Here is a 16,167-nt window from a genome sequence, read left to right as displayed (position 1 = left end):
ACGTCGGAAATTCGCTGTACCACTGGCACGCTTCGATCCAGCGAAATCCCGTTCGTTGCTCCGCTTCCAGCATCCCTGTCAGGACGCGCAAAGTCGCTGTCAGGAACTTCCACTCTGTAATGAATCGACGCTAAGTATTTTGCGATTGAGGGCCTTTAGCTCCGCGCGATCCGGCCGCTAGCTGGGCAAGACGCTTGAGTCGATGCACCCCGCATCCACCAGGCTACTCAGCTGCACTACCTGGATTCGGTCATGAATGACTTTCTGCAACGCCTCAATGTCGGCCGTCGCCTGGGAATGGCGTTCGGCATTTTGATTCTCTTGTCTGGCCTGCTGGTGGCCACCGGCCTGATCACCATGTCCAATGCCCGTTACGAGCTGGACACCATCGTCAACAGCAACATGGAAAGGATCCGGCTGTCCTCCGAAATGCTCGACGCCAATACCAACGTGGCGATCGGCCTGCGCGATATCGTGATGGTCTCCGGCGATGCGGCCAACCGCGCCGCGCTTGCGATGATCGAGCAGAACCGCACGCGCTATCACCAAGCCCACGACGCGCTGGCGGCGATGCCCAGCAGCGACATGGAAAAGGCCGCACTCAAGCGCGTGCAGGAAAAGCGCGACGTCTCGGTCAAGTTCAACAACCAGATTCTCGAATACGGCATTCACGACCAGAACCAGGAAGCGCAAGCCTTGCTGCAAGGCGCCGCCGCTACGGCGATGAACGAGCAACAGGCCGCCATTCGCGCAAACGCCGAACTGGAACGCCGGCTCAGCAAAGAGGCATATGCAACCGCCGTTGCGTCGATGCACCGCGGCAAGGTCACCCTGGCCAGCGGCGGCATTGCCGCGCTGGTCATCAGCGCGCTGCTTGCCTGGTTGATCACGCGCAGCCTGACCACGCCGTTGAGCCAGGCCACGCGCACCGCCGAGGCCATTGCCGGAGGCAATCTGCACAACGATGTCCACACCACCGCCACCGACGAAACCGGCCGCCTGTTGCAGGCCATGGACAAGATGCAACTGCAGCTGCGCAACCTGAGTGCCGCGCAGACCGACATGGCCAAGCATCACGATAGCGGCCAGATCAGCTTCCGCATCGACGCCTCCGCATTCCCGGGCGACTACGGCCGCATGGCCAACGACACCAACCTGCTGGTGGCCTCACACGTCGCGGTACAAAACGATCTGGCGCGCATCATGGGGCGCTACGCCATCGGCGAACTTGCCGAGGACATGCAGCCATTGCCGGGCGAAAAGGCCGTCTTCAGCAACACCATGGCGCAGGTCAAGCTCAACCTGTCGGCGATGAATCACGAAATCAAGCATCTTGCGCAGGCGGCGGCCAATGGCGACTTCAGCGCACGTGGCGATGTCGAACGCTTCCAGTTCGATTTCCGCATCATGGTCGAGAGTCTCAATCACCTGATGTCCACCGCAGATGGCAACCTGCAATCGCTGTCGGCCTTGCTGCAATCGATCGCCGCGGGCGATCTTACGGCACGCATGGGCGGCGAGTTCCGCGGCGTGTTTGCGCAGATGCGCGACGATGCCAATGCAACGGCAAGCCAGTTGGCGCAGATCGTTGGCAACATCCAGCAGTCCGCGGTGTCGATCAATTCGGCTGCCAGCGAAATTGCGGCCGGCAACCAGGACTTGTCGCAACGCACCGAGCAGCAAGCAGCCAACCTGGAAGAAACCGCCGCGTCGATGGAAGAGCTGACATCCACCGTCAAACAGAATGCCGAGAGCGCACGCCAGGCCAATCAACTGGCGATCGGCGCCGCAAGTGTGGCCTCGCAAGGTGGCCAGGTGGTGGGCAAGGTCGTGGAAACCATGTCCGGCATCGAAGCCTCGTCCAAGAAGATCGCCGACATCATCAGCGTCATCGACGGCATTGCGTTCCAGACCAACATCCTGGCGCTGAACGCCGCGGTGGAAGCCGCACGTGCCGGCGAACAAGGCCGCGGCTTCGCGGTGGTGGCCTCCGAGGTGCGCACGCTTGCGCAGCGTTCGTCCGGTGCAGCCAAGGAGATCAAGGATCTCATCGACGATTCCGTCCAACGCGTGGCGGAAGGCTCGGCACTGGTGCACAGCGCCGGCAAGACCATGGGCGACGTGGTAGCCAGTGTGCAGCGCGTCACCGACATCATGAGCGAGATTTCGGCGGCATCGCAGGAACAGTCCGCCGGCATCGAACAGGTCAATCAGACCATCACCCATATGGATGAAACCACCCAGCAAAATGCTGCACTGGTGGAAGAAGCCACCGCTGCCGCACGCTCGATGGAAGAACAGGCCGTGCAACTCACTGACGCGGTAGCCATCTTCAAGATCGATGCACGGCAGGCACGTCGCGCAGACACCCGTGCGGCGGCGCCGGTCGCGCAGCTGCTGAACAAGGTTCGCAACGGCTGAGCACCTGCACGGCGCGCTGGCTGGCCGCATACAGCCGGTGCGCGTCGCTGGTGGCAAGGCTGAAACGGCGCAGCCCCTGCAGCTTGGGGTGCGCCATGACCGCGTCCATCAGCGCGTTGCCATAGCCCCTGCCCTGGTGCTCGGGCAGCACGAAGACATCGCCCAGATACGCGAAAGTGGCGTAATCGGACACCACACGCGCGAACGCCGCCTGCCCGCTGCCAGTGAAACCGCCAAAACAGCGCGAGTTATCGATCGAACGCTGCACCAGGGGCAATCCAATGTCCCTGGCCCAGCTGGTGTGCTGCGACAGATACCGGTGGATCAGCGCCAGGTCGAGTTCGGACGCTTCGGTGGTAACGCGCAACGGCAGCATGACAGCGCTCCAGGCAATGGCCGGTCAGGGCAGCGCAGGCTGCGAGGGCAGCAGCAGCAACAGCACGCACAGCAGCAGCATGAACACCGCGATCAGCCCATCCAGTACACGCCATGCACGCGGATGCCGGAAGACCGCCTGCAACAAGCGTGCGCCGTAGCCCAGGCTGAAGAACCAGGTCACGCTGGCCAGTCACGCACCCAGCGCAAATGCCCAGCGCCGCGCGCCCGGGTAATGCGTCGACAGGCTGCCGAGCAAGACCATCGTGTCCAGATACACGTGCGGATTGAGGAAGGTAAACGCCAGGCAGGTGAGCATGGCGCGCTGCCAGTGGTCCGCACCCTGCTCCGCCGGCGCCATTGCGCTGTCGCAACGCCAGGCGCGGCGTGCGCCCATCCATCCATACACCGCCAGAAACGCCGCACCCGCATATCGCAGCAGCTGCAGCAGGCCCGACCATTGCTGCACCAACACACCGATTCCGGCGACGCCCAGCAGGATCAGCGCGATCCTCCACCGGCTTTGTCGAAGCCGCTGCGCGCGGGCTCGGCTGGTGCCTGGCGCCTGAAGCGATGGTCATGCCTGCGGTCCGCAACAAGCAGGTCGTCATCATCGACCCCGGCCGCTGGCTCGATGTTCCGCTGTACTGGCAATACGCCGCAGTGCGCTCAAGCGCCCTGCAACACCTCAGCCAGGCACTGCGCGAGGCCGCTGCCAGCAGTTTGCGTGGCAGCAAATAACCACGAAGACGTCGCCGTGACCAGCGTCATTCAACTGCGACACGACCAGCGATGGCTCACTCGGCACTGCGCCGTTGCAACAGCGATAGCGCATGTTGCAGATCGCGAAAATGAAAGGGCTTCTGCAGGCCATGCCGATGCCGGTACCTTTCCGGAATCCCGCCCTGCGCGTAGCCGGTCACGAAGATGTAGGGCACCCCGCGCGCATCCAGCTCTTCGGCAATCGGAAACGACAAGGTGCCACCCAGATTGATGTCCAGCAGCGCCAAATCGAGATTGCCCGCCTGCACCGCCTGCAGCGCGGCGTCCACGTCGGCCACGGTTGCAGCGACTTCGTAGCCCAGCTCCGTCAGGCAATCCTCCAGCAACATGGCCACCAACGACTCGTCTTCGACCAATAGCACGCGCATGGTCATGGCCCCGCCTCGGCAAGCTCGGCCGGTAACGGAATGGAGACCCGGAAACACACCCCGGCCGGGTCGAACGCCAGATCGACCTCGCCCTTGAGGTCGTGTTTCAAGCCACGTTCCAGCAAACGGGTGCCGAACCCCTTGCGCGTGGGCAGCTGCACGGGCGGCCCACCGGCCTCCTGCCAGACAAGCTCGAGCTGCTCCTGCCCGCCGCGTGTCTTGCGCTCCCAGGAAACCAGCACCGCCCCGGCCGGCGAGGACAATGCGCCGTGCTTGAGCGCGTTGGTACACAGCTCGTGCAGCGCCATCGACAGCGCCAGCGCACGCCGCGGATCCAGCCGACAGGAGCTGCCCTGCAAGGTGAAGCGCTGGCTGTCGTGCGACTCGTAAAGCGCAGCCGCGTCGCGGGTCAGCTCCAGAATGTCGGCGCTGACCCAGTTCTCGCGCGTCAATGTGTCATGTGCGCGCGACAGCGCCAGCAGTCGCGCATCGAGCTTTTCCTGTGCGTCCGCAAGGCTGGCAGCATTGGTGAACGATTGCCGTGCCAGCGATTGCACCATCACCAACGAATTCTTGACCCGATGGTTGAGCTCGTTGATCAGTAGCTGCAGATGCTGCTCATGCTGCTTGTGCTCGGTGATGTCGCGCGTGGCGCCGGCGATCGCTTCGACCTTGCCATCGGGCCCGAACACCGGCGTAAAAATGTAGTCGTAGACGCGCAGGCCACTGGTCGTGTGCGGAAACGGCACTTCGCCGCGGACCGGCTGGCCCGTCGCAATCACCCGTTCGATCTCTTCATCGTGCGTGGCCGCATGCCAGGGCTCGTAGCCTAGTTCCAGACAGGTCTTGTTGCAGGCGTCTTCCCAGCGCATGCCCCACATCGCCAATAGCGCCTGATTGGCGTAGACGAAGCGGTGCTGGAGATCGAACACATACAAAAAATCCGGTGTTGCCTGTAGCAGGGCCTCGTAAATACGCGACTTCGCTGCGTCTTCCTGATGCTCGGCCATTACGTCATGGTCCTGAAATTACGGCAAACGATAAGTCGAGTTACGTGAACGCCTGATCATGCGTATTTCATTGGCAAATGAACCCGCGCGGTCTGCATGGGTCAGGCACGGGATGCGACCGGCATGACATCAGGACATTCGCTGTTGAGCAGCGAGCGGCCGCCTGGTCGCCCTGCACCGCCGTCCCTGATAGCCTTTCGTGCTATTCCGCAGTGATCGCCGATCCGTCATGAAAAAAGCCGTTGTTCTGTTGTCCGGTGGCATGGATTCCGCCGCCGTCGTCGCGCTCGCGCAGGAGCAGGGCTTTGCCGTGCATGCACTGAGCGTGCGCTACGGCCAGCGCCACACCTCCGAACTGGACGCCGCCGCGCGCGTTGCCGCCGCGCAGGGCGTCATTGCGCACAAGGTGGTCGACGTGGATCTGCGCAGCATCGGCGGCTCGGCGCTGACCGACGACATCGACGTCCCCGACGCCGGCGGCGACGGCATCCCGGTCACCTACGTGCCCGCGCGTAACACCATCATGCTGTCGCTGGCGCTCGGCTGGGCCGAGGTGGTGGGCGCCAACGACCTGTTCTGTGGTGTCAATGCGGTGGATTACTCGGGCTACCCGGATTGCCGCCCCGAGTTCGTGCGCGCCTTCGAAGTGCTGGCCAATCTGGCCACCAAGGCCGGCGTGGAAGGGACCGGGCTGCGCGTGCACGCGCCACTGCAGTTCCTCAGCAAGGCCGACATCGTCCGTGAAGGCGTGCGCCTGGGCGTGGACTTCGGCCTGACCGTCTCCTGCTACCGCGCCGACGCCGATGGGCGCGCCTGTGGCCATTGCGACGCCTGCCGCCTGCGCGCGGCCGGCTTCGCCGATGCCGGCATCCCCGACCCCACCCACTACGCCATTTTGTCTTGACGCCTGCGTAGGGTAGAATGCGCACCCCGGCGCAATGTCGGGTCAGTGGGCCGTTAGCTCAGTCGGTAGAGCAGAAGACTTTTAATCTTTTGGTCGATGGTTCGAATCCATCACGGCCCACCATCTGCAGCAAGGCGCTTGAGCGAGTTCCATCGCTGCGCAAGAAGGCCTCTTCTCCGCAATTCAATTCGTCTTTCTGCGGCCGTGCATACGCTCGGGCACAGGTGTACCGCACAGCTCCCGCCTCGTCAGCGTGGTGGCGTTCGGGTCCTGGTTCCGTTGCAGAATCGCGCACTGCGGAATACGCCAGCACCCAGTCTCGATCCATCCGTCAGCGGGACGCGCTAGCGTCGTGCGCTGCGCGACGCGCCCGATGTTCAGCGCCCTGGTTCGTCGTTCCACAGCAGCTTGTGCAGCTGCATCTGAAAGCGCACCGGCAGACGATCGGCAACAATCCAGTCGGCCAGCTGGCGTGGAGTCACTTCGCTTTTGCTGGGCGAAAACCACACCGTGCAGCGGCGATCGAGCGCGTGCGCCGCGACGATCTCGCGCGACCATTCGTAGTCGGCGCGGCTGCAGATCACGAACTTGATCTGGTCGCGCGCGGTCAGCAGCGGCAGATTTTCCCAGCGGTTACGCGCCTCTTCGCCGGAGGCCGGCGTCTTGATGTCGACCACACGCGAGACGCGCGGATCGACGGCAGACACATCCAGCGCACCGGAAGTTTCCAGCGAGACATCAAAGCCGGCATCGCAGAGCTTCTGCAGCAGCACCAGGCAGCGCTTCTGCGCCAGCGGCTCGCCGCCGGTCACGCAGACATGGCGCACGCCATGACTGGCGACTTCGGCAACGATGGCGTCGATGTCATGCCACTGCCCGCCGTGGAAGGCGTAGGCGGTATCGCAGTACAGGCAGCGCAGCGGGCAGCCGGTCAGGCGCACGAACACGGTCGGCCAGCCGGCGGCTTCGGCCTCGCCTTGCAGGGACAAAAAGATTTCGGTGATCTTCAATCGCGGCAACGGCGATTGGACGATCTCGCTTGGGACGGCGGCGGCGTTCATGGGCAAAGTATGCGCCGTGCCGACAGGCACCGACGCGACGCGGCTCAGCGCAGTTGCTGGCCGAGACGGATGGACTGCAGGCGTTCCTGCGCAACGCGTGCTGCGTCGGAGCCGGGATACTGCGAGACGACCTGCTGCAAGGTCTGCTGGGCTTCGTTGTTCTTGCCTTCGCCGTACTGCGACAGGCCGAGCTTCAACAGACCGCCAGCGGCCTTGTCATGCGTGGGATAACGGCCGACGAGATCGCGAAACTGCGCCTCGGCGAGCTGGAAATTGCGGGTGGCGTAATAGCTCTCACCCAGCCAATACAAGGCATTGGGGGTGTAGACGCCGTTGGGATAGAGCTCCAGAAAGCTCAGGAACAGCTGCGACGCATCGTCGTACTTGCCATTCTTCAACGCGTCGAATGCCACGTTGTAGGCAGTGCGTTCGTCATTGCTGACGGCCAGGGTGCCCGGGTCGCCATGGACGGTGGGCGGCTTCTCGGAAGTTGCCGCCGCTGCAGGCCGCGCGGCAGCTGCCGGGGCCGGGGTGACGCTGCCAGTGGCGGGGGGCAGTGGCGGCGTTGCGCCACCAGCACCTTCCAACCGGTTCAGGCGTCCGTCCAGGTCCAGATACTGGTCCTTGGACTGTTGCTTGAGTTGCTCGTTGTCGTGCTGCAGTTGTTCGACGGTCGCACGCAATGCCTGCAGGTCCGAACGCGCCTGCTGCAGCTGATTGAGGAGATCGTTGTTGGCCTGACTACTGGCCTGCTGCTGCTCGAGCACCGCCACACGATCAGCGAGACTGGCTCGCTGGGCGTATGCCGGCGCGGCGACCACAAGGGCCGCCGCGACGAACAGGGATGTCACTCGAAAGTGCATCGCTTCTTACTGAGCCGTGTACACGATTTCGACGCGACGGTTCTGCGACCAGCAGCTTTCGCTGGTTTCGGTGCAGACCGGACGCTCTTCACCGTAGCTGACGACGGTCAGCTGGCTGGCCGAACCACCGGCAGCCTGCAGCGACGACGACACGGCATTGCCGCGACGCTCGCCCAGACCCATGTTGTACTCACGCGAACCGCGCTCGTCAGCATTGCCCTGCAGGGTGATGCGCGAGGAAGGACGGTCACGCAGGTACTTGGCGTGGCAAGCCATGATGGCCTGGAATTCCGGCTTCAGGGAGTCCTGATCCAGATCGAAGTAGACCACGCGCTGGCGCAGGCAGGCATCGGTATCCAGGTCGCCCGGGCCATACAGGCCGGAGGTGGACGGGCCGGTGGGAACGGAGGAACCAGCGGTGGTATCGGTTGCGGGAGGCGGAGTTTCCTTCACCTTCTTCGAGCAACCAGCCAACACGGCAACGGACAGCAGGGAGACAAGCAAGACGCGGGTGGACTTGTTCATGGGGTACCTATGGAGGCTCTGGGCCAATGAGTGGTTTAACGCAGCGAAATATTAACATTAATGCGCGGTTCGGTAAGGCCCCCATGCGGGTTCTCTCACATCGCCGTCCGCCAGAACCAGACGCTGGCGGACCCGAGCGTCGGAAGAGACGGCGTACAGCACGCCACGGCCGCCTTCGCGCGCGGCATATAACACCATGCTGGCGTTAGGCGCAAAGCTCGGCGATTCGTCCAGCGAACCCGGCGACAGCGTGCTCCAGCTGGGCGAACCCAGGCTGCGGTCCATCATCGCAATGCGGTAGCTGTTGCCGCTGCCCTGCGCCACGGCGATCTTCTTGCCGTCGAACGAGACGCTGGCGGTGGCGTTGTAGTTGCCCTGGAAGGTCACCCGATTGGCGCTGCCGCCACTGGCGGAAACCTGATAGATCTGCGGACGGCCGCCGCGATCGGAGGTGAAGTAGATGCTGCCGCCGTCGGCTGCCCAGGTCGGCTCGGTGTCGATGCCGAAGTGATTGGTCATCTGGGTCAGCTGCTTGCTGCCCAGATCCATCACGTAGATTTCCGGGTTGCCGCTGCGCGACAGCGCCAGCGCCAGGCGGCGGCCGTCCGGCGAGAACGACGGTGCGCCGTTGATGCCACGGAAGCTGGAGACCAGTTCGCGTGCGCCGGTGGCGATGTCCTGCAGATAGATCGACGAATTGCCCCGCTCGAAGCTCACATACGCCAGCCTCTTGCCGTCCGGGCTCCAGTTCGGCGACAGCAGCGGCTCGGCCGAGCGCACGATGGTCTGCGGGTTGTAGCCATCCGAATCGGCCACCATCAACGCGTAGCGCATGGCGCCACCCTTGCCGCTGGCGGTCACATAGGCAATCCGGGTCCAGAACGCGCCGCGCACGCCGGTGATTTTTTCGTAGATCGCATCGGCCATCTGATGCGAGACGTCGCGCATCGCGTTGGCGCGCGCGGTCATCGCCAGGCCAAGCATGCGCTCGCCCTTGGCCACGTCGAACAATTCGTACTCGACCCGGTAGGCGCCTTCGCCCGCATCCATGACACGGCCGACGACGATGTAATTCTGCTTGAGCGTGCGCCAGGTCTGGAACTGCACCTCGGTGCCGCGGCTGGGTTTTTCGACGATCTGCGCAGCCGGCAGCGTGCGGAACTGGCCGGAACGGTCCAGGTCAGCGCCGACAACGGCCGACACATCGGTCTGCGGCGCGGTGCCGGAGCCCTGGTACGGCATGGGGATGACAGCGATCGGCGTGGCCGACGCGCTACCGCCCACGATGTCGATGGTGAGCCCTTGCTGTTGCGCGAGTGCGCTCAGCGGCAACAACAGGGCGGTCAAGGCAGCTAGCCAACGCAGCGGTTTCTTCATGGACGGCTCGGATCGGGCAGGAAAAGTGTGCAAGGGATAGCAATCAACGGGTGAACATACTCGCAATCGTGAACGAGATGATGTGAAAATGGAGCGAGCGATCGTGTAGCGAATTCGAAGGCACTGCCGGCGAGGCACCGGTGCGCAGCGACTGCCTCACTGCCTATCGGCAGTAGCAGCCGTCACACGCCCCCCGGCTCGGACAGTATTGCCGGCGTCGCCGGGCTGCAGCGCCGGAAGGCAGCCGCAGCCCGGCCAGTACCAAAGCCGGTTACTGATCCTGCGCGGTGAACACGAAGGTCAGGTTGCGCTGGAACACCGATTCGAACCCGCGGTATGGCAACGGCTGCGCGCTCAGTACGGCGGCTTCGATCGAGCGCTGGCCAGCCTCGTCGTAGGGGCAACCCGGCGCGACCTTGGCTTCCATCACGCTGCCGCCCGGCAACTGGCGGATGTTGATGGTGCATTTCTGGCCAGGCGGCACCGACGGCGGGCGTACCCACTGCGCCAGCACCTTCTGCTGGATCGCCGCAGCGTACTTGGCCGACAGGTCGGTACTGGTCCCGCCCTGCCCTGCAGTCGGCTGCGCGCTGGTTGCGGCGGCCGCCGAAGCCTGCTGCGCACGCGCCGCGGCAACCTGGCGCAACTTTTGCTCGGCCAGCGCGGCTTCCTTGGTGGCCTGCTCGCGCTGGCGGCGGATGTCGGCGATCTTCTTTTGGCGCTCGGCTTCCTCGGCCTGCTGCTGCGCAGCCGCCTGCTTCTTCTTGGCGTCGGTTTCTTCCTGCTGCTTGGCCAGGCGCAACTTCTGCTCGGCCTCTTCCTGGCGTTTGCGCTCGGTCAGGTCGATCTGCTCCTGGCGACGCTTGGCTTCCTGCTCCTGCTTGGCCTTTTCGGCGGAAATGGCCAGTGCGTCGACCTTCTCCTGGTCCACCTTGTCCGGCTGGGCCACACGCTCCTGCGCCTGCGCCTGTTGCGGCGTGGGCGCATCCTGCGGGCGCGGTTCGGGGATCGGCTGCGGCGGCGGCACGCTGTCTTCCGGCGCGGGGTCGGGCAATGGCGCGGGCGGCGGCGGCGTTTCGACCGGCGTGGCTTTCAACGCCTGACGTGCGACCCGCGCTTCTGCCGCGGACACGTCCAGCGAGGCTTCCATGCTGGGGTCGCCCGCTGCCGGCTCGACCGCACGCTCGGGCGACCACAGCCAGCCGGCGATGAACACCAGGGCGACCAGGACATGCACGACCAGCGCCAGCACGACCGGTCGAAACCAGCCGTCTTCGCGCGCCGTCTGCGTGGGGAGTGCGTCAGCGTGCATCGCTGCCTGCAGTGCCGCCGGAATCGGAAATCAGGCCGACCTTCTCGACCTTGGCCTGCTTGAGCACGTCGATGGCATCCATGATCTTTTGATACGGCGCGGCGCGATCGCCCGCCACCACCACGCGTGCCTCTTTGTCCTGCGCGACGATGGCAGCCAGCTGCGCCTGCAGCGCGGCCACGTCCATCGCCTGCGGCTTGCCCTTGGGCAGCTGCAGTGCGAGCTGGCCATCGGCCGCCACCACCACGATGACCGGGTCCTGCTTGCTCTCCAGCGCCTTGGCGCGCGAGCTCGGCAGGTTGACGTCGGTGCTCAGGGTCAGCAGTGGCGCGGTCACCATGAAGATGATCAGCAGCACCAGCATCACGTCGATGTACGGCACGACATTGATGTCGGATTTGAGCTTGCGCTTCTTACGACGGGAAATACCGGAAATCATCGTGCAACGTTCCTAGTTAGTCCTCGGCGCCGGGCGGCAGCGTGGTCGCGGCGTCCGGGTGAGGGACATCCGCGCGTGGCGCTGCCGCTAACGCGACTGGCTCTGCCGGCCACTTCCCGCGTAACGCCGTGCGGGTACATGCCGGCAGCGCGCATCACTCGTCGGCGCCGGCCTGGCGCTGCAGGATGGAGCTGAATTCGTCGGCGAAGGTTTCGTAGCGGACCGACAGCCGTTCCACGCGCGTGGTGAAGCGGTTATAGGCCCACACCGCCGGAATCGCGACGAACAGGCCGATGGCGGTCGCAAACAATGCCTCGGAGATACCCGGCGCCACCGCAGCGATACCGGCCTGCTCGCCGCTGCTGACCATATCGTGCATGGTCACCATGATGCCGAACACGGTGCCGACCAGGCCGACGTACGGCGCGGTGGAACCGATGTTGGCCAGCAATTCGAGATTGCGCTCGAGCTGGTCGACTTCGCGGGTGAAGGCGGTGCGCATGGCGCGCTGTGCGCCTTCCAGCTGCACGCGTGCATCCAGGCGGCGGCGGTCGCGCAGACGCGAAAACTCGCGGAACCCGCTTTCGAACATCGACTCCAGACCACCGACAGTGCGGTTGCGGTCGGTCGCCGAGGCGTACAGCTTGGCCAGGTCCGCACCGGACCAGAAGCGGTTTTCGAACTCGTCCGCCTCGCGGTTGGCCTGCTTGAATGCACGCGCCTTGCGGAAAATGATCACCCAGCTGATGAACGAGCCGATCAGCAACAGCAACACGATGATCTTGACCGGGATACTGGCGCGCAGGATCAGGTCTACATAGTTGATGCTGCTGTTGTGCGCCACGCTGGCGGTCTGCGCCGCGGCAGCGGCGACGTCCTGCGGCAGTGCTTCCACTACCGTGTCCTGCAGGGCCAGGAGCAATGCAATCGACATCCGTTCGTTCCTCAGTAATCGGATTCTGTGGTTTCTAGAGCTTTCAACACGTCATACACCGCATCGTCCATGCCACGCGGGCGGAAGTCGCTGGTACCGAGCGCGGCGATGCGCACCTCGGCAGTCAGCAGCACTTCGCCCTCGCGACGCACCGATTGCGCAAACAGCAGGCTGGCCCGCCTGCATCTCAGCAGTACCGCCGACACTGACAGCGCGTCGTCGAGCCGGGCCGGCTTGAGGAAATCCAGTTGCATCGAACGGACCGCAAACACCAGACCATGGTCTTGGCGCATCAGATCCTGCCCGTAACCGGCCGCGCGCATCCACTCGGTGCGCGCACGTTCCATGAAGGCGACGTAGCGCGCGTGGTAGACCACCCCGCCGGCGTCGGTATCTTCCCAGTAGACGCGTGTCGGCCAACTGAATACAGGCGGGGATTCAAGAATCGGGAGTCGGGAATCGATGGTCATGGGCACGGAATGTCGGTCGGGACGGCCCGGGCGAGCGACGAACCGAGCGCCATCAAAACAGCTCTCCCGGTTCGCCGATGGCCGGGGCGCGGTCGCGCGGCGGCTTCAGGCCCAGATGCAGGTAGGCCTTGGTGGTGGCCATGCGGCCGCGCGCGGTGCGGATCAGAAAACCCTGCTGGATCAGGTAGGGCTCGATCACGTCTTCCAGTGTGCCGCGCTCTTCCGACAGCGAGGCGGCCAGCGATTCCACGCCCACCGGGCCACCATCGAAATGTTCGACGATGGTGCGCAGCATGCGGCGATCGAGCTCGTCGAAGCCTTCCGGGTCAACTTTCAGCATCTGCATGGCGGCCTGCGCCACCGGCAGATCGATATGCCCGGCGGCCTTGACCTGGGCGTAGTCGCGCACGCGGCGCAGCAACCGGTTGGCGATACGCGGGGTGCCGCGTGCGCGACGCGCGATTTCGGCGGCGCCTTCGGGCGTGCAGTCGATGCCCAGAATGGCAGCCGAGCGGATCACGATGCGGGTCAGTTCCTGCGGCGAATAGAATTCCAGCCGCTGCACGATGCCGAAGCGGTCGCGCAGTGGCGCGGTCAGCAGGCCGGCGCGGGTGGTGGCGCCGATCAGGGTGAACGGCGGCAGGTCGATCTTGATCGAGCGCGCGGCCGGGCCGTCGCCGATCATGATGTCGATCTGGAAATCTTCCATCGCCGGGTACAGCACTTCTTCCACCACCGGCGACAGCCGATGAATCTCGTCGATGAACAGCACATCGTGCGGCTGCAGGTTGGTCAGCAGCGCGGCCAGGTCCCCTGCCTTTTCGATCACCGGGCCGGAGGTGGAACGCAGGCTCACGCCCAGCTCGTTGGCGATGACGTGGCTGAGCGTGGTCTTGCCCAGGCCGGGCGGGCCGAAGATCAGCACATGATCCATCGCCTCGCCGCGCGCCTTGGCTGCCTGGATATAGATGTCCATCTGCTCGCGCACCGGCTGCTGGCCGAGATAGTCGGCCAGGCGCTTGGGGCGGATGCTCGCATCGGCGGCATCGTCTTCGCGGGTGGCGCTGCTGGCGATGATGCGCTGTTCCATTAGCGGGACCCGGGAAACGCATGGCGTGCGATTGCGGGCGGGGCAGCAGAGGGCAGGAAAGACATCATGATCCGGCAATTGTAGAAGACTGCAGCACGCTTTTAGCGGGCCCCCGGTCCCCGGTCCCGTGTCCCGGCATTTAAATCTCCACCTGCGCGCCCAACTCGACCAGGCGATTACCGGGGATGCGGAAGAAGCCGGTGGCCGGGGCGGCGTTGCGATGCATCAGCGCGAACAGCTTGTCGCGCCAGATCGGCATGCCGCGGTTGGCGCTGGCCACGATGGTTTCGCGGCTGGCGAAGAAGGTGGTGTCCATCGGGTCGAAATGGATGCCGCCCTGGTCGCAGGAGCGCATCAATGCCAGCGGCACGTCGGGCGTTTCCATGAAGCCGAAGCGCACGTAGACGCGGTAGAACTCGTCGCCGATCGATTCGATCTGCAGGCGCTTGTCCGCCGGCGCATACGGAATCGGCAAGGTGTCGACGTTGAGGAAGATGTTGCGCTCGTGCAGCACCTTGTTGTGCTTGAGGTTGTGCATCAATGCATGCGGCACCACCATCGGATCGGCGGTGAGGAACACCGCCATGCCCGGTACCCGCGCCGGCGGCGCCAGCATCAGGCCGGGCAGGAAGCTGTCGATACGGATGCCGTCCTTGCGGATTTCCTCGCGCAGCAACGCGCGGCCGCGGCGCCAGGTGCGCATCAGGGTGAACACCACGATGCCCAGCGCCAGCGGGAACCAGGCGCCCTGCAGCAGCTTGGCGCCGTTGGCGATGACGAAGGCCAGTTCGATGATGAAGAACACCACGCACAGCGGCAGCACCCAGTTGCGCCAGCGCGGCCACAGCGAGCGCGCCACCAGCGCCAGCAGCAAGGTGTCGATCAGCATGGTCATCGAGACCGAAATGCCGTAGGCCACCGCCAGATTGGTGGAGCTGCGGAAGATCAGCACCAGCGCGATCACCATCACCATCAGCAGCCAGTTGATGCCGGGCACATAGATCTGGCCGATGGTGGTGCGCGAGGTGTGCTTGATCAGCATGCGCGGGATGTAGCCCAGCTGCATGGCCTGCCGGGCCACCGAATACGCACCGGTGATCACCGCCTGCGAGGCGATCACCGCCGCCAGCGTGGCCAGGATGATCATCGGATACAGCGCCCAGCTTGGCACCGCTTCGAAGAACGGGTTTTTCAGCGCGGACGGGTGATTGAGCACCAGTGCGCCCTGGCCCAGGTAGTTGAGCAGCAGCATCGGCAGCACGAAGAAGTACCAGCCGTGACGGATCGGGCGTGCGCCGAAATGGCCCATATCCGCATACAGCGCTTCGCCGCCGGTCACCGCCAGCACCACCGCACCGAGGATGAACACCCCGTGCCAGCCGTGCTCGATGAAGAAGCGGATCGCCCACCAGGGGTTGAAGGCCTTCATCACTTCCGGCGCATCGACGATGTTCCAGATGCCAATGGCGCCCAGCGACAGGAACCACAGGCAGGTGATCGGGCCGAACACCTTGCCGACGGTCTCAGTGCCGAAGCGCTGCACCATGAACACGATAAGCAGGACCACCACGGTGATCGGCACGATGAAGGGGTGCAGGCTGGGCGCGGCGATTTCCAGGCCTTCCACTGCGCCCATCACCGAGATGGCCGGCGTGATCACGCCGTCGCCGAAGAACAGCGAAGCGCCGAAGATGCCGAGGATGCCCACCACATATGCCGAGCGCGAGCCCTGCTTGAGTGTGCGCTGGGTCAGCGCCATCAGCGCCATGATGCCGCCTTCGCCCTCGTTGTCGGCGCGCATGATGATGGTGACGTACTTGAGCGTGACGGTGATCATCAGCGCCCAGAACGCCAGCGACAGCACGCCCAGCACAGTGTCGTGGTCGCTGGTCAACCCGTAGTGCGGCGAAAACGCCTCCTTGAGGGTGTACAGCGGGCTGGTGCCGATATCGCCGAAGACGACGCCGATCGCACCAATGACCAATGCCATGTGGCTGTTTGCGGGCGCATGGCCGGAGCCGGCTGCAGGTGTAGGGGTGTGGGACATGATGTGAGCAGTTTTGGCCAGACAGCGTGAAGAAAGAGGAGGAAGGCAGCGCCCACCTTAGGCGCCTGCCCGAATGTCGCAGGCAGCCGCCACACGGCGGACCGCAGCAAGGAAGCGCAGTGTACGAGCCGTACCTGCCGATTCCGAGTGCCGGCCGCGTCCGCTTGGCGGCGCCGCGGCGATGTGGC

15 protein-coding genes, 1 tRNA gene and 2 pseudogenes are annotated in these 16,167 nt (G+C 64.6%); 4 read left to right on the top strand and 14 right to left on the bottom strand.

Going from position 1 to position 16,167, the window contains the following annotated elements:
• The first annotated feature begins 252 nt into the window (after positions 1 to 252).
• Positions 253 to 2,421: a methyl-accepting chemotaxis protein gene (locus A7D16_RS17945; RefSeq protein ID WP_064634616.1), complete on the top strand. Its 2,169-nt coding sequence runs from the start codon at positions 253 to 255 to the stop codon at positions 2,419 to 2,421.
• Here the strand turns inward: A7D16_RS17945 and A7D16_RS17940 are convergent.
• Together A7D16_RS17940 and A7D16_RS17935 are read right to left on the bottom strand one after the other, a co-directional pair.
• Positions 2,333 to 2,797 carry a GNAT family N-acetyltransferase gene (locus A7D16_RS17940; RefSeq protein WP_082925856.1) on the bottom strand — a complete coding sequence of 155 codons (465 nt, stop codon included), beginning with the start codon at positions 2,795 to 2,797 and terminating at the stop codon, positions 2,333 to 2,335. The genes A7D16_RS17945 and A7D16_RS17940 overlap by 89 nt on opposite strands.
• Positions 2,798 to 2,821: 24 nt before the next feature.
• Positions 2,822 to 3,307 (bottom strand): annotated as a pseudogene (locus tag A7D16_RS17935) (LysE/ArgO family amino acid transporter); the annotation flags it as partial.
• Between A7D16_RS17935 and A7D16_RS21935 the strand changes: the two are divergent.
• A pseudogene (locus tag A7D16_RS21935) lies at positions 3,256 to 3,537 on the top strand (LysR substrate-binding domain-containing protein); the annotation flags it as partial. The pseudogenes A7D16_RS17935 and A7D16_RS21935 overlap by 52 nt on opposite strands.
• A gap of 56 nt (positions 3,538 to 3,593) precedes the next feature.
• On the opposite strand, the gene A7D16_RS17930 reads toward A7D16_RS21935, so the two are convergent.
• Together A7D16_RS17930 and A7D16_RS17925 are read right to left on the bottom strand one after the other, a co-directional pair.
• Positions 3,594 to 3,953 carry a response regulator gene (locus A7D16_RS17930; RefSeq protein ID WP_064634615.1) on the bottom strand — a complete coding sequence of 120 codons (360 nt, stop codon included), beginning with the start codon at positions 3,951 to 3,953 and terminating at the stop codon, positions 3,594 to 3,596.
• A complete protein-coding gene (locus A7D16_RS17925) occupies positions 3,950 to 4,957 on the bottom strand; it encodes a sensor histidine kinase (RefSeq protein ID WP_064634614.1) in 1,008 nt (335 codons plus the stop codon). Before A7D16_RS17925 ends, A7D16_RS17930 begins: the two co-directional genes overlap by 4 nt.
• A gap of 229 nt (positions 4,958 to 5,186) precedes the next feature.
• On the opposite strand from A7D16_RS17925, the gene queC reads away from it, so the two are divergent.
• Complete coding sequence (gene queC, locus A7D16_RS17920) at positions 5,187 to 5,861, top strand: 7-cyano-7-deazaguanine synthase QueC (RefSeq protein WP_064634613.1); 675 nt, start codon at positions 5,187 to 5,189, stop codon at positions 5,859 to 5,861.
• A gap of 47 nt (positions 5,862 to 5,908) precedes the next feature.
• A tRNA-Lys gene (locus tag A7D16_RS17915) sits at positions 5,909 to 5,984 on the top strand.
• Positions 5,985 to 6,238: 254 nt separating this feature from the next.
• Here A7D16_RS17915 and queE read toward each other — a convergent pair.
• The 10 genes from queE to A7D16_RS17865 all read right to left on the bottom strand — a co-directional run bounded on the left by queE (position 6,239) and on the right by A7D16_RS17865 (position 15,979).
• Positions 6,239 to 6,922: a 7-carboxy-7-deazaguanine synthase QueE gene (gene queE / locus A7D16_RS17910; protein WP_064634612.1), complete on the bottom strand. Its 684-nt coding sequence runs from the start codon at positions 6,920 to 6,922 to the stop codon at positions 6,239 to 6,241.
• 44 nt (positions 6,923 to 6,966) lie between these two features.
• A complete protein-coding gene (gene ybgF, locus A7D16_RS17905) occupies positions 6,967 to 7,785 on the bottom strand; it encodes a tol-pal system protein YbgF (protein ID WP_064634611.1) in 819 nt (272 codons plus the stop codon).
• A 6-nt stretch (positions 7,786 to 7,791) separates the two neighbouring features.
• Complete coding sequence (gene pal / locus A7D16_RS17900) at positions 7,792 to 8,310, bottom strand: peptidoglycan-associated lipoprotein Pal (protein WP_016904129.1); 519 nt, start codon at positions 8,308 to 8,310, stop codon at positions 7,792 to 7,794.
• 57 nt (positions 8,311 to 8,367) lie between these two features.
• A complete protein-coding gene (tolB, locus tag A7D16_RS17895) occupies positions 8,368 to 9,687 on the bottom strand; it encodes a Tol-Pal system beta propeller repeat protein TolB (RefSeq protein WP_064634610.1) in 1,320 nt (439 codons plus the stop codon).
• 271 nt (positions 9,688 to 9,958) lie between these two features.
• Positions 9,959 to 10,999, bottom strand: coding sequence for a cell envelope integrity protein TolA (gene tolA, locus A7D16_RS17890; protein WP_064634609.1), 1,041 nt, complete (start codon positions 10,997 to 10,999; stop codon positions 9,959 to 9,961).
• Positions 10,989 to 11,438: a protein TolR gene (gene tolR, locus A7D16_RS17885; protein WP_064634608.1), complete on the bottom strand. Its 450-nt coding sequence runs from the start codon at positions 11,436 to 11,438 to the stop codon at positions 10,989 to 10,991. The genes tolA and tolR overlap by 11 nt, the downstream gene beginning before the upstream one ends.
• A gap of 154 nt (positions 11,439 to 11,592) precedes the next feature.
• The gene (gene tolQ / locus A7D16_RS17880) at positions 11,593 to 12,372 is read right to left on the bottom strand and encodes a protein TolQ (RefSeq protein ID WP_003482569.1); all 780 of its coding nucleotides are present in this window, start codon (positions 12,370 to 12,372) and stop codon (positions 11,593 to 11,595) included.
• Positions 12,373 to 12,383: 11 nt separating this feature from the next.
• Positions 12,384 to 12,842 (bottom strand): tol-pal system-associated acyl-CoA thioesterase, encoded by a 459-nt coding sequence (ybgC, locus tag A7D16_RS17875; protein ID WP_064634607.1) that lies wholly within the window; start codon positions 12,840 to 12,842, stop codon positions 12,384 to 12,386.
• A 52-nt stretch (positions 12,843 to 12,894) separates the two neighbouring features.
• A complete protein-coding gene (gene ruvB / locus A7D16_RS17870; protein ID WP_064634606.1) occupies positions 12,895 to 13,932 on the bottom strand; it encodes a Holliday junction branch migration DNA helicase RuvB in 1,038 nt (345 codons plus the stop codon).
• 139 nt (positions 13,933 to 14,071) lie between these two features.
• Positions 14,072 to 15,979 carry a potassium transporter Kup gene (locus tag A7D16_RS17865; protein ID WP_064634605.1) on the bottom strand — a complete coding sequence of 636 codons (1,908 nt, stop codon included), beginning with the start codon at positions 15,977 to 15,979 and terminating at the stop codon, positions 14,072 to 14,074.
• Positions 15,980 to 16,167: the final 188 nt, after the last annotated feature.

Origin of the sequence: Xanthomonas nasturtii (genome assembly GCF_001660815.1) — a bacterium.
GTDB lineage: Bacteria > Pseudomonadota > Gammaproteobacteria > Xanthomonadales > Xanthomonadaceae > Xanthomonas > Xanthomonas nasturtii.
Note: the sequence above shows the minus strand (reverse complement) of the source record. Positions and strands in the feature narration are given on the sequence as shown.